Here is a 21,578-nt window from a genome sequence, read left to right on the forward strand (position 1 = left end):
GGAAGGAGGGAGGGCGTGCATTCGTCGATGCCCATGCGAACCGACGGGCATGACTGCGAACGGGCGACCGGCGCAGCGGAACCCGGCGCGCGGGCGTGCCGGATTCCGCCAGTCGGTCAACGCATCAGGAACGTTCGTTCCACGTGTCCTTGTGGATAATGTTGCCGTCCTTGTACGACCACGTGATCGTCTCGTAGCGCAGTTCGACGTCTTCGAGATGGTTGTGTTTCTCGTAGTCGGGGTTCTTGATGTCGAGCATCTTCGGCTTCACGGCGACGATCTTCACGTTGTCGAGCTTCGTGTTGAAGTACTCCTTCTCCTTGCCCGCGTCGTCGATCTTGTACCACTTGATCTCGACCGACTTCAGCGTCTGGCCGCTCGTCACGGCTTTGTACAGGTACGGCGTCGATGCATCCGTCTCCTTCGTCAGCGTGATCGGCTTGTGGACGCGCGTGCCGGTGAGCTTGCCCGTGTTGCCGTCGGTCGGAATGTGTATGCCGTGATCGAACGCGACCAGTTCGACGCTGCCTTCGCGATCCTGGACGGTTACCGAACCCTTGATGTCCGCACCGCCGTCGTCCTTGAGCCACATGTAGGCCGGAATTGCCATTTGTTCACTCCTTCTTATTCGTACTGCGAATCGCCGGAACTGGAGCCCGGCGCTGACAAACCCGGGGCGAATGCCCCCGGGAACCAAAACGCGTGTTACATCGCGGTGCGGCTCGAAGCGATCGGCGCCGGCATATCGGGCACCAGCGTGATTTCGACCCGACGATTCTTCGCCCGTCCTTCGGGCGTGGCGTTGTCCGCGACCGGCCGCGTATCGCCGTAGCCCTGAATCGCGAATTGCGTTGTCGGCAAGCCCGATGCATCGACGAGCCAGTCGCGCACGGCGGTCGCGCGGTCGATCGACAGCTTCAGGTTGCGGTCGGGGCGGCCCTGGTCGTCCGTATAGCCGGCCACAAGTACGCGCTTGCCGGGATGCGCGTTGATCAGTTCCAGCGCATCGACCATCGCGCGCGTGGTACCCGGCTTCAGCTGTGCTTTGCCGCTGTCGAACAGCGACATGCTGTCCAGCGTGACGACGGCGGGCGGCGGCGCGGGCGGTTCGTAGGAGGCGATCGCGTCGTTGAGTATCGGCAGCAGTTGAGCGCCGCGATACGTGCCGAATGACAGTCGGAGCGGAATGCCGATGCGGGCATACCGGTCGAGTTGGTCGCGGTCCGATGAAAGGGATTTGAGCGCGTCGCGCTTTGCGGTGTCTTGCGCAGCGGGGAGACGGTTGTAGCGCTCGACGTGTTCGCCGATTCGGGTCATCAGCGTTTCGTTGTTTTTCGCAGCGCCGCAGATGGCGGCGGTGGCCGCGCAAGCAACGATCGCGACGACATGCGCGACTGCGGTAACGCGTGGCGATCGCTGCGACCGGCGCGGCATCGCGTCGATCAGCGGCTGCGGCAGCGGCCATGGGGACGGCGATGCAGGCAGCGCGGCTGGCGCGATACCGATGCACGATCGGACTTCACGTTCCCATGGCTTGCCGGGGCCCGTCGCGGGGCCATGGTCGATCCAGCCGGCGCCGAACAACGGCCAGGGCGACGCAGGCTGGCGTCGGTCCGTCAGCGTGTCGAACACGGTGCGGCGAGTCCATCCGATCATCGATCCGATCCCGGCGGCGCGTGCCGCGCCTGCGTGGCTTCCGTCGGCATGGAGGGCATCGGATTCGGCTGCGTCGATCGCGGAGTCGAAACGGTGCATATCCGCGATCGGTGAGCCTGCCGATACGCCATACCACTGGGCCGCCGGCTCCACCGAAACGGCTGAATCGGCGAGTCGCTGATAGATCGCGACGTAGCCCGGCAGCGACGCACCAAGCATGCGCGACGTGTCTGCAACCGCCTGCCGGATGACGCGCAGCGTTTGCGACAACATATCGTCGTTCGCATGAAGTCCCGGCGCGACCGACAATACGACGCAATCGGGGGCATGACCGTCCCGCCACTGGCGGACGGCGACGGCAAGACGGGGAAGATCCTGGGGGCGATCGGCGCGCAACCAGATGGCGCCGTCGCCGACGTGGACGAAACGCGACCGGGTTGCGTCGCGATCGAACAAGGCGGGCAGGCCGTCCCCGGTGACGAGGGCGAGCGGCATCCTGGTGCGCAGCGCGACGGGCAGATCGGCAGTCGCCGCGCCGAGTTGCGCGATCACGTGCACGTTTCGTTCGCGGGCGTGCGTCATTCTGCGCGAATGCAACCAGACGATCAGCGCCGAAAGCGCGACGACGATCGCAATCAATCCCCACATGACGCCGCGGTCGACAGGCAAAACCCATCCGATGACGGCAAGCGCCAGTGCGGCCGATATCATCACGACCGTGCGCAGCGGGTAGCCGAGGCCCGACAGCGCCGCGCGGGCGGCATCGGAGTCGGCGCGTGTTGCCGCCGGCGGGAGAGCGGTATCGGAAGTCACGGCCGCTTCGCTTTCTGGACGAGTTGTGCCAGTTCCGCGTCGAGAATGCGATCCCACGCGAACCACACGCATATCGCGATCACGCATCCCAATCCCGCAATCGCCCACGGCGACAGGCGTCTGAACTGGTCGATCAGCCGCGTGTTCGAGCGGTTGGTGACGAACCCCGGCTGCGCGGCCGGTCGCAACTGATCGATCTGTGCGACCAGCGCAGCGATCACGGCCTGACGCTTCGCTTCGCCGTCGTGGGCTTCTGCCGACAGGCTCGAGCGGGCAGCGTAACGGCCGCGGAACCCGAGGCCGAGCACGGCCGCATAGCATTCGAGCAGGTCGACGTTCGGCGCGGGTTCTCGCATCCGGTGCTCGAGGCGCTCGTAGATGCGGGTCCCCGCGTCGTGAGTGCCGAAGCGCTCGACCTGCAGCGGTCGCGACTCCCAGTTCCCCTTGTCCGACGCCGGAAGGTAACGCAATGCCGCTTCATCGATCAACCCGCACTGGGCGAGGACGGCGTCGTCCCGGATATCGGCGGCGACTCCTTGCGCATCGAGTGCCGTCGCGAACTGTGCGATGAGTCGGACGCACTGTTGACGCAGGTTCTCCTGGCTGTCGACCTGCCCACCGTTCGACAGGTGAGTAACGAGCAGCGCGGTATCGCGCAGCAGCGCCCGCATCGAAGGCCGGGGCGAGCGGCCGGACGATGGCTCCCGCGCGAGCAGCGCGGATTCATGGCGAGTGGAGACGATGGCATTCATCAGCGCAGCACCGCATAGAGTTCGATCGACGCGTCCGGAATCGACGCGGGCAGGTAGATCTGGCAAGCACGCGCGGCGAGCATCCGCGCATGCGCGGCGTCATGCGCGTCGAGCGCGAAATAGTGGTTGTCCAGCCGAACCGGAATGGCGCCGGGCACTCGCTGCACGGCCTTGAGCGGAATACCGGCCACTGCGGAATTGACGATGTGTTCGACATCGTCCGGCGCGCCGATCTTGCACAGGCGCGAAAACTGTTCGACGAGCTCGAATGCCGGCAGCGCGGCGCTGACGGACAGGTACCAGTCCGCCGCGTCTTCGACGATGCGCTCGTCGCGGAACTGGCCGACCCAGGTTGTCGGCGTCGTGTGCGAAAGCCCGATCGACACGACGCGCGACGGGATGATCGCGTCGAGCAGATCGCGGATCAGCGATTCGAGCGTTGCGAAGACCTCATGTGCGGCGGCGTGATCGTAAGGCGGGATGTCGGTCAGCGACACGCGCGTCGAGAACGTGGTCAACGATCCTGCCAACTGGGCGAGTACCTGGTACAGGCGATCCGTGGGCTGCGCCGGATGCGACGCGAGGAAACGCAGTTGCGGCCACGCTTGATGAATGCAGTTCAGGAGCCAGAAGAGCTGGACGTCGGCGACGCCGTATTCGGCCACCTGTTCGATTCGTTCGCTGCGGCGCGCGCCGAGGAGCGCGCTTTTGGCGGCGAGGATATCCGCAAGCCGCCGGATACGCTCGATATGCAGTGCATGACCCGACAGCGACAGGCAGGGCGGCACATATCCGCGATCGATCTGGAACTGGCCGCTCGTCGTGCGCGTCAGGCGGGCTATCGCGCATGCCGTATCGTCCGCGTGCGATTCATAGCCGTACAGCAACCGGACCGCGTGGCGCTCGGCGGCGATTTCGGTTTCCGTCGTTCCGTTCAGGTCCGTCACCTTGACGAATTCGCGGTACGCGCGACGCGGGCGGGCCAGCGCCGTTTCGTCGAAGCGGCAGTTGCTGCCGTTCGCATCGGGCAGTGCGAGTGCGGCGAGCACCTCGACGGTCTGGGTATCGGCAGGAATTTCGCGGACGAGGTCGCGAGCGGGCGGCAGTGCGTCGGCGACAGTCGTGTCGACCGGCGTGCCATCCGGGAAGCGTAGTTGCAGCCGCGTGAGCTTCAGGCGGCCGGAGGCCAGTGCTTCTTCGTCGACGTCGACATTCAGCGTTCCCCAAGGCGATACGGCGATGGCAGACGCCAGCTGCTGCAGCGCGAACCCGTTCCAGCGGTCCTGCTGCTGGAAATGCTGCTGCGTAAGAATCAGCCCTTCATGCCAGAGCGGCTTTTCGATCCGCATGGTTTGGTCTATATCGATTAAGAATTATGAGGCGCCGATTCTAACCATCGTTTTCCGATTTCGTATACCCCATGATTCAGGGAATCGTTGAAAACTGTGTCATTAATATCGAGATATGGGTGTGATTTATTTTGAGATTGTGGGGTTGAATGAATTTCTCTAATGGGTGGATTTGTGGTGCGTGGTTTTAATGAGATTCCAATGGTTGTTGTGTTTTGGTTTGTTTCATAAAAATCAATGGTTTGTTGGGTTCATATTGTTATTTGAGATTGATTTGATGCATGGATTGATCCTGGTTGGGTGCGTTGGATAAGTGGATTTTTTGTTCGTACTAGTCTTATTTATGAAACTGCATGTGTGGTTGGTGATCGATTTTTTGATTTTGGCGGTTTACTTCATATGAAAGGGCGTGATATTTTTTGCCGCCTGAATCGGATGTCGTGCCGCGAATATCCGAATCGGTCGTCCGTCAATACGAGTTGCGGGGTTGAGCAAAGGTGACGTGAACGACGGTGCACCTGCGATTGCGGGTGCGCATCGCGGAGTCTTCAAGCTTCCTGAGATAAGGAGAACGAATTGGATAGCTTTCAGCGAGAGATCCCGAAGAGCCGGGTGTCGATCACCCTTGATCTGCATACGGGCGGGGCGCAAAAGAAGGTCGAGCTGCCGCTGAAGCTGCTGGTGGCCGGCGACTTCAGCGCCGGCCGCGAGCAGGTGCCGCTGGCCGAGCGCAAGAAAGTGAACATCGACAAGAACAACTTCGATGCCGTGCTGGCCGACTACGCACCGGATCTCAAGATCGCTGCCGACAACACGCTGGCCGGCGACGGTTCGGAGTTGCCCGTCAACCTGTCGTTCCGATCGATCAAGGATTTCGAGCCCGAGCAGGTGGCGCGCCAGATTCCCGAGCTTCAGGCGCTGCTCGCGATGCGCAATCTGCTGCGCGATCTGAAATCGAACCTGCTCGACAACGGCACGTTCCGTCGCGAGTTCGAGAAGGTGCTGAAGGACGACCGCCTGTCCGCGAAGCTCCGTGGCGAACTCGCGCAGATCGCGACCGCCGCGACGCAGCCGGAAGGGCATGCGTGAACGACGCCGGGCAAAGCGCGCGTTCAGCGCATTCCGCAACATCGTAGCGATTCGATCGCAGACAGGACCCGAGATGAAATCCACTGAAACGCAGCAGACTGGCGCGACCGAGACCGTCGTGCTGGACGCCCCGCACGGGGATATCGACAGCGTCTATGCATCGCTGTGCAGCAAGATAAACCTGAAGCCCGTCAACGAAGCGCGCCCGCTCGAGGCGTTCCGCGACAACGACATGCTGTCCGAGGCGTCGGCCGACGAGCGGATCGCGCGCGGGATGGGCGCGTTCCTCGAGCTCGTCGCGAAGGCGAGCCAGCCGGTCGACCGGCTGGACAAGTCGCTGCTCGACTTCCATATCGGCCAGATCGATCGGCAGATCGGCCGCCAGCTCGACGCGGTGATGCATACGCCTGAATTCCAGGCGCTCGAAGCACGCTGGCGCGGCCTGAAGATGCTCGTGAGCCGTACCGATTTCCGCAAGAACGCGCGAATCGAGGTGCTGGACGTGTCGAAGGATGCGCTGCAGCGCGACTTCGAGGACACGCCTGAACTGATCCAGAGCGGCCTGTATCGCCTGACGTACATCGAGGAATACGACACGCCGGGCGGCCAGCCGATCAGCGCGATGATCAGCGACTTCGAGTTTGCGAACTCGCCGATGGATGTTGCGCTGCTGCGGAACATCTCGAAGGTGGCCGCCGCTGCGCACATGCCGTTCATCGGCTCGGTCGGGCCGGCGTTCTTCGGCAAGCAGTCGATGGAGGAAGTGGCGGCGATCCAGGACATCGGCAACTACTTCGATCGCGCCGAATACATCAAGTGGAAGAGCTTCCGCGATACCGACGACGCGCGCTACGTCGGCCTGACGATGCCGCGCGTGCTCGGCCGCCTGCCGTACGGCAAGGATACGGCGCCGGTGCGGGCGTTCAACTACGAGGAAGCGGTCAAGGGCCCCGATCACAACAAGTACCTGTGGGTGAACGCATCGTTTGCGTTCGCGGCGAACATGGTGCGCAGTTTCGTCAGCAACGGCTGGTGCGTTCAGATTCGCGGGCCGCAGGCGGGCGGGAAGGTCGAGGATCTGCCGGTCCACCTGTACGACCTCGGCACCGGCTATCAGCCGAAGATCCCGACCGAAGTGCTGATCCCGGAAACGCGCGAATTCGAGTTCGCGAATCTCGGCTTCATCCCGTTGTCGTTCTACAAGAACCACGACTTCGCGTGCTTCTTCTCCGCGAGCTCGACGCAGAAGCCTGCGCTGTACGAGACGAAGGAAGCCACGGCGAACAGCCGCATCAACGCGCGGCTGCCGTACATCTTCCTGCTGTCGCGCATCGCGCACTACCTGAAGCTGATCCAGCGCGAAAACATCGGCACGACCAAGGATCGCCGTCTGCTCGAACTCGAACTGAACGGCTGGATCAAGGGGCTCGTGACCGAGATGAAGGATCCGGGCGACGAGCTGCAGGCATCGCACCCGCTGCGCGACGCGAAGGTGACGGTGGAGGATATCGACGACAACCCGGGCTTCTTCCGGATCAAGCTGTTCATCGTGCCGCACTTCCAGGTCGAAGGGATGGACATCGGGCTGTCGCTCGTGTCGCAGATGCCGAAGGCCAAGAACTGATCAGGCGTTAGTCGCGTGCGGCGCCCGGGGTGACGAGAGTCGCTCCGGTGTGCCGCATGTTTGAGCAACCGAGGGACCCCATGTCGATGATTCTGCCTTCGCAGGCTTATGAATTGAAACTGGCGCCGCAACCGGCGCCGTTCTCGATACTGACGTTCACCGGGCTGGACCGGATCAGTCAGCTGTACCGGTACGAGATCGAATTCACGAGCCCGGTCGCTGGCATTCCGATGGATCAGGTGCTGGGGCGACCGGCGAAGTTCATCGTCGATCCGGTCGATCCGGACATGGGGTATCTGCGGAAGATGTTCGGGGAGAACGCCGGGCAATTCAGCACGAAGCCGCCTGCGTATACGGTGCACGGGATCATCACCCGGTTCGACGAACTCGGGACGTCGGCTGACGAGACGCGCTATCGGGTCGTGCTGGAGCCGACATTGTCGGATCTCGATCGCGGGGTGACCAGCCGGTTGTTTCAGAAGCAGTCGGTCGAAGAGATCGTGACCGATACGTTGCGGCATTACGGGTATCGCGCGGGCGTCGATTTTCAGTTCCAGTTGCGCGGGGAATACAAGCGTCGCGAATACGTGACGCAGTATCGCGAGACCACGTTCGCGTTCATCCGGCGTATCTGCGCCGAGGCAGGGATCTGGTTCCGGTGGGAACAGAAGAAGGACCGCGCGGTGGTCGTGTTCGGCGACGATCTGGATGCCTATGCGCGCAAGCAGCGCACGGTTCCCTATCGTCGCGATTCGGGGCTGGAGAGCGTCGGGGCCGACGCGATCAAGACGCTTGGGCGTGAAATGCAGCGTGTGCCGGAAACGGTGCGATTGCATGACTACAACCACCGGCAGGCCGGCGTGTCGCTGCTCGTCGAGGAAAACGTCGCGCGCGACGACAAGACGACGAACTCGGTCGATTATCGCTGGGGCGAGCATTACGAGACACCGGAGGAAGGCAAGCGCGTGGCTGGGTTGCGGCACGAGGCTTATCTGGCCGGACAGATCAACTTCAAGGGGACGGGCAATCCGTTCTGGCTCGAAGCCGGGGAGGTGATGCGGGTCGAGCCGAATCCGGTCGATGCGAAGCACGGGATTTTCGTGACATCGGTCGAGTCGCACGGCGGGCGCAGCGAGGCGTATTGGGTCGCGTTCGAGGGGATTCCGTCGGATCGCGTGTGGCGCACGTCGATGGCGTTGGTTTCGCGGCCGGTAGTCGACGGGATTTTGCCTGCGCGGATTACTTCGCCGGGGAATTACAAGTATGCGTATCTGACCGAGCAGGGCTGGTACGTGATCAAGCTGCCGTTCGATCTCGATGAATGGAGCCCGGGTGGGACGAGCCGACCGGTGCGGTTTGCGAAACCGTATAGCGGCGACAACTATGGGCATCACTTTCCGCTGATCGATGGGGCGGAGGTGGCCATTGTCCATACGGACGGCGATCCGAATCGGCCAGTGATCATTGGAGCGATGCACGACAGCGTGCATCCGGATCTGGTCAATAACCTGAACCATACGCGGAACCTGATTCGTACTGCTGCGCGGAATGAGTTGCGGATGGAGGATAAGGAGGGTGTCGAGCATATCCACCTGACCACGCCGAATCAGACCAGTGAGTTGAATCTCGGGCATATGGTCGATGACACCCGCAACAAACGAGGTCAGGGGGCTGAGCTACGTACCGATGGACATCTTGCGGCGCGCGGCCCGAAGGGCATGCTGCTGAGTACCGAAGCGCAGGTTGGCGCCTCGGGTCATCAGCTCGACATGAAAGACGCTCAGGAGCAGTTGCAGCGGGCGATCGATCGCATGGAGTCGCTTTCCGAGGCGGTACGAGCCGCGGAGGCGACCGTCGCCGAGCTGCAGCAACAGAAGTCGTTCTATGCGGAAGCGCTCGACGGCTTGAAGCGCGCGGCAGTTCTCGTGAGTGCGCCGTCAGGTATCGGACTCACGTCCGGGGAGCACTTGCAGGTCAATGCGGACCGGAATCTGATTGCGACCGCCGGCGGAAATTTTGACGTCGGAATTATGCGGAACTTCACCGTTGCGGCGGGAAGACAGGTGTCGCTCTTCGCGCAGGCACAGGGGGTGCGGGTCACCGCAGCCAAGCAGGATGTTGTTGTCCAGGCCCGTACGGGTGCGATGGCGCTGTCGGCGTCGAAGGACATGAACTTCACCAGTGCCGATGGCGCGATTCTCGCTGCCTCGCGGGGAGCCCTTACGCTGACCAGTGGGGGTGCCTACCTCAAGATCGACGGCGGCAACATCGAACTCGGATGCCCGGGAGATATCACGCTCAAGTGCGGAAATTTCTACTGGACCGACCCCACCTCGCTTTCGGCTCCGCTGCCGAGCATGCCAATTGGGCCATGCAAGGAGTGCTTGCTGGATGCGCACCGCGGTGTCGAAGCGATGACGGAGGTTGCTTGATGACCGGATCCGAGCGTGTGATGCCGGCCGGTGATTCGGATGCGGTATGGGAGGTGTGGCGCAATCGATTGTTGTCGCAGTTCGACGCATTCGAAGCCGCCGATGCTTCGGCGTACCTGTACATACTCGCCGATACGCGCGCCAATCCGGATCTCGACAAACTGCTGGTTCAGGTCCCTCGGCTTGAATGGCGGTCGCTGTGGGACGGCACCGTTCTCGAGTCCTACACGGACATCGCCCCCTATCTCATTGCGATCGACCGTTTCGCACTGGATGATTCGCGCGATCTGCAGAGCCGGCTTGTCCGGCGGCTCTGGAAAGAGTCTAGCGGGCTGCACATGTTGACGTGGATATGGTCTCCGCTTCCGACACAGTCTCTGGTCGAGCACTTTCGATCGTTCTGTCGTTATTCGACGCCAGACAAGCGCGCGTATTTCCTGCATTTCTACGATAACCGGATTCTCGCCAGGTTACGGATAGTCTGGAGCGAAGAGCAAGCTCAAACGTTTCTCTCGCCGTGTGCAGAGATCTGGTATCGCGATCGCGAATCGAACGAGATCGTATGGTGCAACGATGCGGGTGTGGCCGATGCAATCGTCGAGGAGGAACAGGTGATGGCAGTGGAGCAGCACATGGCGTTGCTGCGGCTCGGTCGCGTCGACAAGCTCGTGATGCAACTGCGCACGATGTATGGAGCAATGATCGACGATTTCACGGATTTGACACTTTACCAACGTGTTTCGGAGCAACTGGAACGTGCTGACCGATACCGTATCGCTGACCATGACGACCTGTTGAACTACGTTTCAAAGGGCGTCGTCATTTCGCCGCGATTCGATGAACATCCACAGATTCGGAAGCGGCTGGCTAGCGCGATGAACAGCGAGCAGACGTATCGGGACGCGTTGAGCCGCATCGATGCCGATGTTTTGCGTGAGGCGTCTCGCATCACGTCGGAATCCGAGGATTCTGAGGGGGCCTCGCATGATTAGGCGGTTCTTCGTCATATTGGTTGTAGTGCTGGCACTAGCCGGTTGCGACGCGTTTTCGTCCGAGCCGACTTACGGCGGGGTCAGCATCATGGGGCTCAACTACACGCCGTTCAATCTGAGCGAGTTCACGATTCGAGACAAATATGGCAACAGAGCGAGCGGAGGGGGCGATTTGCCGCCGAGTGCGGGCGCCGGGAGGTTGAGTTGTTGCTACAAGCTGAAGGGAACGGATTTCACGGCTGACTGGGAAGTCTATGACCAGGACGAGTTCATGAAAGACCCGTACGCGCCGATCAAGAAGATCCACAAGACGACTGAGGTCAAATTTCCGCCGACAAAAGTCAGAGGCGGAGCGGGGGAGGATGTGCTTGCGGTGCACTTTTATCCGGACGATCACATCGAATTTGAGATTCGTAACGACATGAGTGGGACGAGGATCGATTACACAGAAGTGGATTACTGGTTTCAAACCAAGTACGGGAAGGCGGCCAACCCCGATGATGCGGACATGGCTGTCGCGTTTAGACGTACGGCACGTGTTGCATCGCAAGGATGGCTGAAATATCGGCTGGCCGACACGAAGGATCTGGAGCAGTACGTGTACTACACGCAGCTCGTCAATCCGAAATTCGATGAGCATCCGGTGGTGCAGCGGATCTTGACGGAGACGGCAGGCAAGCCGGGTGCGTTCGGTGCGGCAATGGCGAGCCTGCCGGGTACCGTTGTTCGAGAAATCAAGCAAGGTCACTTTGATTAGGCATCTTTAGTGGTGGATGCCGATCATCCAGGTCGACACCGGGGTCGAGTTTGCGAAACGAGGTTTGCGTGACGGATTGTGTTCTTGAGTTTGAGGTATTCCAGCAATGATTAAACGGGTTGTCATCTTGTTCGCCGTCGTACTGACGTTAGTCGGTTGCGACGCGTTTTCGTCCGAGCCGACCTACGGCGGGGTCAGCATCATGGGGCTCAACTACACGCCGTTCAATTTGAGCGAGTTCACAATTCGTGACAAATATGGCAACAGAGCGAGCGGAGGGGGCGATTTGCCGCCGAGTGCGGGCGCCGGGAGTCTAGCTTGTTGCTACAAGCTGAAGGGAACGGATTTCACGGTTGACTGGGAAGTCTATGACCAGGACGAGTTCATGAAAGACCCGTACGCGCCGATCAAGAAGATCCACAAGACGACTGAGGTCAAATTTCCGCCGACAAAAGTCAAGGGCGGAGCGGGGGAAGACGTGCTTGCGGTGCACTTTTATCCGGACGATCACATCGAGTTTGAGATTCGTAACGACATGAGCGGGACGAGGATCGCCTATACAAAAGTGGATCACTGGTTTCAGACGAAATATGGCAAAGCGGCCAATCCTGACGGTGCGGACATGGCCGTGGCCTATAGGCGCACAGCACGTGTTGCATCGCAAGGGTGGCTGAAATATCGGCTGACTGACACGAAGGATCTGGAGCAGTACGTGTACTACACGCAGCTCGTCAATCCGAAATTCGATGAGCATCCGGTGGTGCAGCGGATCGTGAAGGAGACGGCAGGCAGGCCGGGCGCGTTTGGTGCGGCGATGGAGAGCCTTCCAAACGCTGTCGTTCAAGAAATTAAGAGCAATCGCTTTGAACGAGAGGCGTTGAGAGGGCAACATGACTGACAAAACCATCCTAGATCCTGAGGATCGAACCCCGCTGGAAGTGCGTGCTGCGATCGGGGAGAGTCAGAAGGCGTATCCGCAAGATGACTGCATCCCGTGTGGTGCCGTAATACACGTCGGTTTTTTCTTCGATGGATTCGGTCGCCATCGCGACTACGATGAAAAGACAACTTCTCGATACTCAAACATCTGTCGACTCTGGGAGGCTCATCGCAATAACGAAGATCGACGTCGGGAGTTGGAGCCCAACCAATTTTGGTATCGGCTCTACTATTCGGGGCTCGGAACCGAATTGAATGAGGATGCTAGAAAAGGTCAGATCGTATCTGCTGCATTTAAGTTTGTAAATCAGAGCGCCAAAGGAGCCGGTTCGATCGCAGTCAGCGTCGGCGAGAACGTAACCGGCGTGAAACGGCTCCCCATCAGCCCGAAAGACACTGTCACGGAAGGACTCAAGAAGGGTCTCAAGGAATTTTCGTTCCGGCCAGTCGTGCAGTCTTTCAAAGACCTGGTCGATTCAGTCGAATCGGTGCCGCGCAATATCGGCCGAGTGTTGCAACTGCAGCGTGAAAACCGTTGGGTTCGACGCGGTCGCGCCGCCACTCGCGCAATTCTCTACGACGCAAAGAAGAATTTTCCGTCAATCGCCCAAAGCGCCGCCAAGTCGGTGTTCTTTGGCGTGGTGATCGATTCGATTCCATGGTTTCGCGACAACCGTGCTGTTGCCTGTGTATTTGGAACAGGCGTCGAGGACCGGCTGGCGGCTGCGATGGCGCAGTTTGAAAAATCAATTGCCGACGCTAAGCAGACGACGCCAAAGGTTCAACGGATCCAGGTATCGATCTTCGGTGCCGACCGTGGCTGTGTTCTTGCTCGGGCGCTGGCGAATGAGCTGACCCGGCGATACAAGCGCCCGAGCGATACGAAGCTCGCCTTTGTCGATCCGAAAGATCCCAACCAAACGGCTATTCCGGTCGAAATCAAGTTCCTGGGGCTGCTGGATGCCGTGTCTTCGTTGATGGAAGAGAACAAGCTGCTGGGGATCGTGCCGGTTCTTGGCCTGCTCAAACAGAACTACGGAGACCGCGATCTGGCGGTGCCCGCGTCGGTGCAGCGATGCGTGCATTTTGCCGCGGCGCATGAACTGCGTTTCTATCAGCGGCTCGATAGCCTCGAGAACACACGCGGGCTTCAATACCTCTATCCGGGAACGAGCGAAGACATTACCGGTGGGGCACCTCCAGGAATGCTCGGAGCACGTGCGGAACTGCAGCGTGTCGTTTTACGCGACATGCTCAATGAAGCGGTATCGCATGGAGTCGTGCTAGACACGATGGAGGATCTTTTCAAGTTCAAGGGTGATACTTTAGCGAAGTTCACCCTCGCTAATCCCATCTCCGACGGAAGAACCTCGTACAAAATCGGAGAACTGATTGATGCCTACCGCCAGATGGTTCCCTACGTTTCGCGTCTGAACTTTGTCGAACACATGCAGGTATTTCTGCGCTGGATGGCAGTTCGTTACCAATCTCCGGCATTTCGTGCAACCGTGACGAACCGCTTCGACGACCTTGCTGCCCGGCATCGGAAACTCCTGAAGGAACGCAACGATGCCGAGGCCGCGTATCTCGCACTGCGCAACCAGCGTCCGCCGGCAGATAGCGTTACGCTCGGCAAAGCGCTTGCACGCTGGCAAGACTCGACGTTGCCGGAGATGCTTTCCAGCCGCGACGCCGGTATCGAGAAAGCGCGCCCCTCCGTGAGCGTCTGGGAACGCATCCAAAGCGAATCCGAAGAACTGATGCGACGTGAATCGCGGCAATCCGCGCTGCAGAAATCGGCCGATCGCATGCGCGAAATGGCTCAAGACAGCTCATTGCCATGGGACGCCGACCCGGAGTTCAGCGCAACGACGATCGAAGCCATGATGATGACGCCGGAACAGGAAACGTTGATCCAGGCATGGAAGTTGGGCGTGAGCGGCAAGAACCCGCTACCGCCGAAAGTTATGGCGCTATTCGACCTGCTGGTTCACGACACGATGCTGACGAGCTGGCATGACCACGTGCTGTCGTCGAATCTTTACTTCCAGACCCGCGCCATCGACACATTCGGAAGCAGCGACTATGTCGACGAAGAAAAGAAACGCAAGCGCGACGAAAAGCACGGCGAGCGCGTCAGGCAGGCGAGCGAGGCGATGACACCCGCTGCCCGGTTGCCGGGACGCTTATAACGCAGGATCAGTCGTTCACCGTCGAATTGCGGTGGCGAGGCCAGTTGATTTCGGGGGTACACATGGCAGGCATCGTTCGCGTCGGCGACAGCCATACCGGCGGCGGCAACGTGACGGCCGGTTCGGCCACGCGCTTTTTCATGGGCCGCCCGCTGGCGCGGCTCCACGATCCCGTGAGCTGCCCGCGGCACGGTGACAACCGTATCGCAATCGCAACCTCGGGGGCATTCGATGATGGTCGCGAAGTCGCGCAGCACCACGATTTGTGCGAGTGCGGCTGTCGTTTGCTTTCGTCTCTTCCGAACAGCGGGCGCCGCTAATCGATGGCGCTGGATGTCTCATCCCTTCCGCCCGAGAAGCCGATTCCTGACAAATCGCCGTCGCGGTTTCTCTGGGGCGCGGTGTTCGTTGTGCTGACGTCGGCCGGCATATTTGCCGTACTGATGCTTTGGCCGGCAGGCGAACCGACTCACACGCCATGGTTCTGGACATGTGTATCCGTTTATCCGACGGTTTTTTCTGCCTTCGTCGTGTCCCGGCGCTATCGGGCATACGAACTGGAACGTGCGAAAGTCCAGGCATGGAACGATGCAAGCCGGAAGTACAACGCGCAAGCTTTTGCGCGGGAGAGCGTGCCGATGCTTGTCCTGGGAGTAGCCGCGCGTGTTACCGCAGACGATACGAAAACCGGTGTCGACCAGATCGTCGATGGAACGATGAAGTTGCATGCCAAGGCTTCGGAGCGGAAAGCAAATGAATCGGTTTCGGCAAGATGGTTTGAGCCGATTGAAGCCCGTCTGGCCGCTGACGATGCCGAACGTCATGAGTGGGTTCTTGCATGGCTGTACGAGCGACTTCTGAACGATCTGAAGAAGACATTGGGCGCGCTTCATCCGGATTTGCCGTTGCGCGTTTTGCTCGATCTTTCCGGTTATGCCGGAGAGCGCGACGTAGTCGAGCTGTGGCAGCGCGAATGGCGACGTCACGAGTTGCGATTCGCGATAACGGACCGGGTTTCAGAACCCCTCGATCTGATGACGATAGATTCCTGGCTCGACGATCGGAACGGGCCGCTGCATCAGCATGCGGTATTGCTCGTATCCATCACCCTCAACAAGGTGATTGGCGAGCCACCGGCGAAGGATTCGGCGGAAGCCGGGGTCGGATTGTTGCTGGCTTCCGAGGCGCTTGCGTCGCGTTTCGAATTGCAACCGATTGCCGCGTTTCACCGACCCCGTCGAGCCGGTAATGACAACCCTGACCATGCGCTTACCTACGGGCTTCGTTGGGGCGGTGCCGCGGCGGTTGACATCGGCGCGTTGTGGATGACCGGATTCGATAGCCAGGCGGCCGGTTCCGTGCGCGCGGCGTTAAACGCAGGCAGTCCGGAAGGAGAGAACGACGAACCCATACCGGAGTTCGAGCTCGATCGAATCGTCGGCAAGGCAGGAACCTCGGCAGGATGGCTTGCCGCTGCTTGCGCAGCATACGTGGCCGGTCAATCGCCAAAGCCGCAGCTGGTCGCACAGCGCAACGCAGCCCATATGTTCATCGCTGTCGTGACGAACCTGAATAACGCATCAACAACACACGCACTTCCGCATGAACCGGATATTCAAACTTGACCTGCTCGGGACCCTTGCTTTTGTCGTCCTTCCCGGGCTGATGGTCTGGATGCGACCGCACTGGATTGGAATATCCGCGGCGGATCGAGGATTGGCGCTTGCCGCTTTATGCGCCTTATTCGTGGCACTCTTGCTCATTTTCAGCTTCAGTGATTCGTCCCGGCCGGCCAATGGCTGGCGCGCCGTGAAGAAGTGGGTCAATGATCACGCTCGTCGCGCGCCGGCTCCGTCGGGAAACGGCCCGACGGGTAATGCGGCGATTCGAGCCGAATCGCTTAAGCAGGCCCAGATGGAGAGGCACGGCTGGCGATGGCGCTATCGCGATCGCTGGGTGCTGGTCGCCGGCGACTATCCGCTCGTCCGGCGTCTCGCACCCGGGTTGGCCGATACCGGCTACGCGATTCTAGGCAATACGATCGTGCTGTATGCGCGGCACATTGACGACAAACTCGACACCGAATGGCTCGATCGGATTCGCCGCCTGCGTCGACGTCGTCCGATCGACGCGCTTGTGGCCATTACTCGTCATCGAAGTTCCGGCGATTCGTCGTTCGACGTCGACGAACTCGTCGCGCGGTTTGCTCGCCACGAACGCACGTTGCGCTGGGCCGCACCGGCTTATCTTCTGGACGTGACGGATTTCGGTAGCGAACGGGTTGGTTCGGACGAGGCGATGGGGTTTACGTGGGCGAACACACACTTTAGTGGTGAGGAGATTGACGAGTCGTTGCGAAATCTCGTCGACAATCTCTCGGACGCCGGCGTCGCGCGCCTCGCCTTGAATGCCGATGACCGTTACCCGGCCGAACTGTCGCAGCATGTTTCGAGGTTGCGTGGAGCGTTGTCGGAACTGCTGCTTCGAACCGCTGAATCCACCGTTTCGAGACATGCGCTTCACGGGCTGATGTTCGCACCTCTATTCAAGGCGAAGGATCTGGCGTCGCCAGATCCCGGTGTGCCGAGAGGCGATTCGATTGATGGCGACTTACGGTCCAATTCTCGACACCGGACCATCTGGCAAACCGTCGCCGATCACAGCCGCAAGGTTCATGGTCGCCGCATCGGCTTTTCGCTGTCGACTACGGCAGCGTGGATGGCGACTGCCCTGATCGGCTGCTGGCTCGTCGGCACGATGCTGTCCGGTTTCGCTAATCGCGCGACGATCGGAAGCGCGACGGATACGGTTGTGAAGCTCGCCGGGACCCAAAGCCCGACGCAATCGCTGCAAACGCTCACCGATCTCGCCAGGCAAATGGACACGCTCGAAATCCATCAGCGTACCGGTGCGCCTTTGACCGCCCGCTTCGCCCTGAACCGCGACCACGCATTGCTCGACGCCCTCTGGCCACACTACGCCGATGCGGCAAACCGCATTCTCGTCGGCCCGATTCGCCGGCAACTCGAGGCGCGACTGCATCAACTGGCATCGTTGTCCGACGCAGAAATCGCCAGCGGCGGCGATGCGCAAGTACAGGCCGCATACGACACGCTCAAGACCTATCTGATGCTCGCGAAGCCGGAGCGCGCGGTGGCCGCATTCCTGACACCCCAGCTCGTCGCGACGTCGATGCCGGCACGCCCCGTCAATTCATCGTTGTTGCCAGGCAGATGGGAAGACTTGCGGCAGCAAGCCATTACATTCTTCACGAACCATCTGGGACCCGGTGCGAAGTCGACGGCGGCTGCGTTGGCAATCGCTCCGGACAGTTCCTTGATCGCAGCAACCCGCCAGACGGTGATCGGCGTTCGCGGCATTCAGAATTCGCGGGACGCGGTCTACCAGCAGATCCTCGACGAAGCGACGCCGAAGTATCCGCCGGTATCGCTCGCCACGCTGCTGGGTGACGCGGCATCCCAGGCCGGCGCAGGTGGCGCGACAAGCCGCGGCTTGTTCAACACGACCCTGACCATTCCGGGCGTATTCACCCGCGCAGCATGGGACGAACGAATCGCCAAGGCCATCGACGAAGCCGGCGAGCAACACGACGTGGCAAGCGACTGGGTGCTTTCCGACACCAAGGCAGCCGGCCAGTCCTCATCGACACTAAAGGACGAACTGCGCCAACGCTATTTCGACGACTATGCGCGCGCCTGGGCACTGTTCCTCAACAGCGTGCGCTGGCAACCGGCACCGACGCTTTCCGCCACGGCTGATCAACTGACCTTGCTGGGCGATCCGCAACGCTCGCCGCTCGTCGCGCTGATGAACGCGATCGTCTATCAGGCGGGAACGGGAGCCAACACGCAGTCGCTGTCCGACACGCTGATCAGCAAGGCGCAGCAGCTCGTCGGCGCCGACGAAAAGGATCCGTCGAAGCAGGTCAAACCGCAGCTCGCGCCGCTGGTGGCTGCGTTCGGCCCGATCCTGCGCCTGACCGGCAGCGATCTCGTTTCCGGCGTGTCGGCCAACGGGAAAACCGCCGCCGCGCAAATGGCCGCGACCGGTGACCTGAGCCTCGCCCGCTATCTGGAGCGCATCACGGCCATGCGCCTGAAGACGTCGCAGATCGTCTCCAGTGCCGATCCGGATGCGGTTGCGCGACTGGCCGCCCAGTCGGTGCTGCAAGGCAAGACATCCGACATCGCCGACAGCCGCGACTATGCGAGCCGGGTCGCCGCGAGCCTCGGCGAGCAATGGTCCGGCTTCGGCGCAGTGTTCCGGGCGCCGTTCGATCAGGCATGGCAGGTCATCGTGCAGCCGGCCGCGTCGAGCCTGAACGAGATTTGGCGCGCCGCGATCGTGGCCGACTGGAACAAGTCGTTCGGCGGCCGCTATCCGTTCGCAGATTCGGACAACGACGCGTCGCTGCCGGAAATGGCGCGCTTCATGCGACCCGATGGCGGCGTGATCACGCAATTCGTGACGACGCAGCTCGCCGGCGTCATCGAGCGGCAGGGCGACCGCTGGGTGCCCGTACAGGGCACCGATTCCGGTGCGCTGACGATCGACCCGGGCTTTCTGATCGGGTTGAACAAACTCACGCGCATTTCGACCGTGCTGTTTCCGTCCGGCGATGCGCGCGTGCGCTACGAGTTGCAGGCGGTGCCGACACCGGGTGTCACCGACATGCGATTCGTGTTGTCCGGCCGCGAATTGCACTACTTCAACCAGAAGCAGGAGTGGACGCCGTTCGAATGGCCCGGCCAGTCGCTCGAAAACCTGTCGCATATCGAATGGCAGACCGAGCAGGGTGGCTTGCGGACGGCGCTCGATTCGCAGGGGCGCTTCGGCCTGATTCGCCTGTTCGAGCGAGCGAAGGTCACGCAACAGGACAACGCCCGTTACCTGCTGACCTGGATGCCGGATACGAGCCAGGGCATCCCGTTGAAGGTGCAACTGCGCAGCGAGGCGGGCGCCGGCCCGCTCGACGTTCTCCAGTTGCGCAACTTCGTGCTGCCTGCACGGATTTTCATGACCGGGGCGGCGAGCGCCGGGCCGAAGGTGTCGACGGCCAGTCCGCCGCCGTTGCCGGCTGCGGCGATTGCGGCAGCCAGGCACGCTGCCGTGCCGCTGCCACCGGGGCTGCCGGGTGCGATGACGTGGCCGGATGAAGCGATGCCGGTGGAGGCCGGGAAGGCATCCCGTCAGACAACCGCGATAGCTGAAGCAGGTCCGAGCACGCCCGTCGAGAAACCGCCAAAGAGCGATCCGCGGATGGAGGTGTCTTCGCTGGCGACGACTTCGGCATCTTCCGATGTCTCCACCAGACCGTTCGGACACGCCCTCCGTTTGCTGGGCGACGCATTCGCATTCTGAGACCTGCCATGACGCTTGCCAATTTCGTAAAGACACTCGTCGGCGGTCCTCGCGTCGATTCGCTGCAGGAATCCCGACAGACCACCTGGGCGGCATGGCTGGCCCCGATACCGGGCGAACACACGTGCGGCCGCGATCCGGGCTACGAGGATGCCTTCTTCGAACTGAAGGACGAGGCAAACAAGCTGTCGGGAATCGACGACGGACTGATCGTCCGCAACTGCGAGCAGTTGCTCAAGGAAACCGGGAAAGATCTGCGTCTGATCGGCTACTACACGTTTGCGAGGCTGCGGCAGGACGGTCCGGCCGGCTTTGCCGACGGACTCGAACTGGCTGCTTCGCTAGTCGACCGGTTCGGCGACGCCGTGCTGCCCACGCGAGCCGAGGCGAAGCGGGCGGCGCTGGAAATGCTGGCGACGTCGCGCATGATCGAGACGCTGGACAGCCGCGGCGACTTTGCGCCGGCCGATCTCGAACGTGCGCTTGCTGCGCTCGACGTGCTCGTCGAACAAACGGGAAACTGGCCGGAGGCCGCACGGCCGAATCTGCAGCCGCTGGTTACCCGTTTCGAGCGCAAGGAGGAACCAACTCGCGTCGTGAATTCGGGCGTGGTCCCTCCGCAAAGGATCGCTTCAGTTCCCGCGTCGAGCGGGGCGATCGCGTCGGCGCGCGACCTGCTCGATCAGGCACGTTCGATGTCGGCGTGGTTGCGAGATCAGGAAAACGGCTACTTGCCGTCGGTGCGCCTCGTGCGCAGCGTTCGCTGGGACACCTTGCACGACGTGCCACCGGCGGATGCCGCGTCGCATACGCGTCTGGCGCCGCCACGCGCCGAGTTGCGCCAGCAGATGAAGCGCCTTGTGCTGCAAAAGCATTGGCACGAGTTGCTGGAGCGTGTCGAGGGTGCGTTCATGGAAGGCGTGAATCACCTGTGGTTCGATCTGCAGTACTTCCAGCATGTCGCGCTCGATCACGTCGGCACGCCCTACAACGCATGGCGTGAACTGCTGCGCGCCGACTTCGCGCTGTTTCTCGAACGACTGCCGGGCATCGAACGGCTGGCATTCAGCGACGGCACGCCATTCTCCGACGACACGACGCTCGAATGGATTGCCCGGCACGCGGTCGTGCGCGACCTGGAGGCTGGCGAGACGGTGGCGCCGCTGCCGGTCTCCGCGGATAGCGACGGCGACGCCGCCGGCGACTGGCCCGAGATCGAGATCCAGGCCCGCGAACTGGCCGCGCGCGAAGGCATCGAGACGGCCTTCGCATGGCTCGAAGCGCTACCCGGCATGAGAACCGATCGGCATCGCTACCTGCAGCGGCTCGTAATGGCCCGACTGGCCGATCATGCCGGCCGGCCCGATACGTCGCTCGCGCTGCTTGCCGAGCTCGATGCGTCGTCCCGGTCGCTGCCGCTGATGCGCTGGGAGCCGGCGCTGACGTTCGAAGTCAAGCAACAACTCGTCAAGGCAATGAAAGCGATGAGCAGCCGCAAGGACGCCGACAAGCCGGCGCTCATGCGTCGCATCGGCGAACTGCAGGCCGAACTGACCGTGCTCGATCCTGCTCGTGCCTTGACTCTTTCGTAACGGATTCCC

At 61.4% G+C, this 21,578-nt stretch carries 15 protein-coding genes; 11 read left to right on the forward strand and 4 right to left on the reverse strand.

Annotation, left to right across the window (positions count from 1 at the left end; genetic code table 11):
- Positions 1–124 precede the first annotated feature (124 nt).
- The 4 genes from KVT39_RS17565 to tssK form a co-directional block, all read right to left on the reverse strand.
- Positions 125–610 (reverse strand): Hcp family type VI secretion system effector, encoded by a 486-nt coding sequence (locus tag KVT39_RS17565; protein WP_034185090.1) that lies wholly within the window; start codon positions 608–610, stop codon positions 125–127.
- A 95-nt stretch (positions 611–705) separates the two neighbouring features.
- Complete coding sequence (locus KVT39_RS17570) at positions 706–2,367, reverse strand: OmpA family protein (protein ID WP_254640552.1); 1,662 nt, start codon at positions 2,365–2,367, stop codon at positions 706–708.
- A 98-nt stretch (positions 2,368–2,465) separates the two neighbouring features.
- On the reverse strand, positions 2,466–3,221 hold the full coding sequence (locus tag KVT39_RS17575; RefSeq protein WP_217589872.1) for a DotU family type IV/VI secretion system protein: 756 nt from the start codon (positions 3,219–3,221) through the stop codon (positions 2,466–2,468).
- Positions 3,221–4,570 (reverse strand): type VI secretion system baseplate subunit TssK, encoded by a 1,350-nt coding sequence (gene tssK / locus KVT39_RS17580; RefSeq protein ID WP_034185093.1) that lies wholly within the window; start codon positions 4,568–4,570, stop codon positions 3,221–3,223. Before tssK ends, KVT39_RS17575 begins: the two co-directional genes overlap by 1 nt.
- Before the next feature lie 576 nt (positions 4,571–5,146).
- Between tssK and tssB the strand changes: the two genes are divergently transcribed.
- From tssB to tssA, 11 genes are all read left to right on the forward strand, one after another.
- Positions 5,147–5,659, forward strand: coding sequence for a type VI secretion system contractile sheath small subunit (tssB, locus tag KVT39_RS17585; RefSeq protein WP_217589873.1), 513 nt, complete (start codon positions 5,147–5,149; stop codon positions 5,657–5,659).
- 73 nt (positions 5,660–5,732) lie between these two features.
- On the forward strand, positions 5,733–7,283 hold the full coding sequence (tssC, locus tag KVT39_RS17590; protein ID WP_034185095.1) for a type VI secretion system contractile sheath large subunit: 1,551 nt from the start codon (positions 5,733–5,735) through the stop codon (positions 7,281–7,283).
- A gap of 80 nt (positions 7,284–7,363) precedes the next feature.
- Positions 7,364–9,715: a type VI secretion system Vgr family protein gene (locus KVT39_RS17595; protein ID WP_217589874.1), complete on the forward strand. Its 2,352-nt coding sequence runs from the start codon at positions 7,364–7,366 to the stop codon at positions 9,713–9,715.
- Positions 9,715–10,707, forward strand: a complete 993-nt coding sequence (locus KVT39_RS17600; protein ID WP_175746442.1) for a DUF4123 domain-containing protein — start codon at positions 9,715–9,717, stop codon at positions 10,705–10,707. Before KVT39_RS17595 ends, KVT39_RS17600 begins: the two co-directional genes overlap by 1 nt.
- Positions 10,700–11,464: a DUF3304 domain-containing protein gene (locus KVT39_RS17605; RefSeq protein WP_217589875.1), complete on the forward strand. Its 765-nt coding sequence runs from the start codon at positions 10,700–10,702 to the stop codon at positions 11,462–11,464. Before KVT39_RS17600 ends, KVT39_RS17605 begins: the two co-directional genes overlap by 8 nt.
- A gap of 106 nt (positions 11,465–11,570) precedes the next feature.
- Entirely contained in the window at positions 11,571–12,362 is a 792-nt protein-coding gene (locus KVT39_RS17610; RefSeq protein WP_175746436.1) for a DUF3304 domain-containing protein, read from the forward strand.
- Positions 12,355–14,595: a DUF2235 domain-containing protein gene (locus KVT39_RS17615; protein ID WP_217589876.1), complete on the forward strand. Its 2,241-nt coding sequence runs from the start codon at positions 12,355–12,357 to the stop codon at positions 14,593–14,595. Before KVT39_RS17610 ends, KVT39_RS17615 begins: the two co-directional genes overlap by 8 nt.
- A 62-nt stretch (positions 14,596–14,657) precedes the next feature.
- Positions 14,658–14,915 carry a PAAR domain-containing protein gene (locus tag KVT39_RS17620; RefSeq protein ID WP_217589877.1) on the forward strand — a complete coding sequence of 86 codons (258 nt, stop codon included), beginning with the start codon at positions 14,658–14,660 and terminating at the stop codon, positions 14,913–14,915.
- A gap of 3 nt (positions 14,916–14,918) precedes the next feature.
- Positions 14,919–16,220, forward strand: coding sequence for a hypothetical protein (locus tag KVT39_RS17625; RefSeq protein ID WP_175746430.1), 1,302 nt, complete (start codon positions 14,919–14,921; stop codon positions 16,218–16,220).
- Positions 16,198–19,977, forward strand: a complete 3,780-nt coding sequence (locus KVT39_RS17630; RefSeq protein WP_217589878.1) for an ImcF-related family protein — start codon at positions 16,198–16,200, stop codon at positions 19,975–19,977. Before KVT39_RS17625 ends, KVT39_RS17630 begins: the two co-directional genes overlap by 23 nt.
- Positions 19,978–19,985: 8 nt before the next feature.
- Positions 19,986–21,569: a type VI secretion system protein TssA gene (tssA, locus tag KVT39_RS17635; RefSeq protein WP_217589879.1), complete on the forward strand. Its 1,584-nt coding sequence runs from the start codon at positions 19,986–19,988 to the stop codon at positions 21,567–21,569.
- Positions 21,570–21,578: the final 9 nt, after the last annotated feature.

This window comes from Burkholderia sp. GbtcB21 (assembly GCF_019091065.1).
GTDB lineage: Bacteria > Pseudomonadota > Gammaproteobacteria > Burkholderiales > Burkholderiaceae > Burkholderia > Burkholderia pyrrocinia_C.

What these genes read in the sequence shown, in the direction of transcription:
- KVT39_RS17600 (WP_175746442.1), top strand. Translation starts at nt 9,715, where the DNA reads ATGACCGGATCCGAGCGTGTGATGCCGGCCGGTGATTCGGATGCGGTA.
- KVT39_RS17570 (WP_254640552.1), bottom strand. Translation starts at nt 2,367, where the DNA reads ATGATATCGGCCGCACTGGCGCTTGCCGTCATCGGATGGGTTTTGCCT.
- KVT39_RS17605 (WP_217589875.1), top strand. Translation starts at nt 10,700, where the DNA reads ATGATTAGGCGGTTCTTCGTCATATTGGTTGTAGTGCTGGCACTAGCC.
- KVT39_RS17620 (WP_217589877.1), top strand. Translation starts at nt 14,658, where the DNA reads ATGGCAGGCATCGTTCGCGTCGGCGACAGCCATACCGGCGGCGGCAAC.
- tssK (WP_034185093.1), bottom strand. Translation starts at nt 4,570, where the DNA reads ATGCGGATCGAAAAGCCGCTCTGGCATGAAGGGCTGATTCTTACGCAG.
- KVT39_RS17575 (WP_217589872.1), bottom strand. Translation starts at nt 3,221, where the DNA reads ATGAATGCCATCGTCTCCACTCGCCATGAATCCGCGCTGCTCGCGCGG.
- tssA (WP_217589879.1), top strand. Translation starts at nt 19,986, where the DNA reads ATGACGCTTGCCAATTTCGTAAAGACACTCGTCGGCGGTCCTCGCGTC.
- KVT39_RS17625 (WP_175746430.1), top strand. Translation starts at nt 14,919, where the DNA reads ATGGCGCTGGATGTCTCATCCCTTCCGCCCGAGAAGCCGATTCCTGAC.
- KVT39_RS17595 (WP_217589874.1), top strand. Translation starts at nt 7,364, where the DNA reads ATGTCGATGATTCTGCCTTCGCAGGCTTATGAATTGAAACTGGCGCCG.
- KVT39_RS17630 (WP_217589878.1), top strand. Translation starts at nt 16,198, where the DNA reads ATGAACCGGATATTCAAACTTGACCTGCTCGGGACCCTTGCTTTTGTC.
- KVT39_RS17565 (WP_034185090.1), bottom strand. Translation starts at nt 610, where the DNA reads ATGGCAATTCCGGCCTACATGTGGCTCAAGGACGACGGCGGTGCGGAC.
- KVT39_RS17615 (WP_217589876.1), top strand. Translation starts at nt 12,355, where the DNA reads ATGACTGACAAAACCATCCTAGATCCTGAGGATCGAACCCCGCTGGAA.
- KVT39_RS17610 (WP_175746436.1), top strand. Translation starts at nt 11,571, where the DNA reads ATGATTAAACGGGTTGTCATCTTGTTCGCCGTCGTACTGACGTTAGTC.
- tssC (WP_034185095.1), top strand. Translation starts at nt 5,733, where the DNA reads ATGAAATCCACTGAAACGCAGCAGACTGGCGCGACCGAGACCGTCGTG.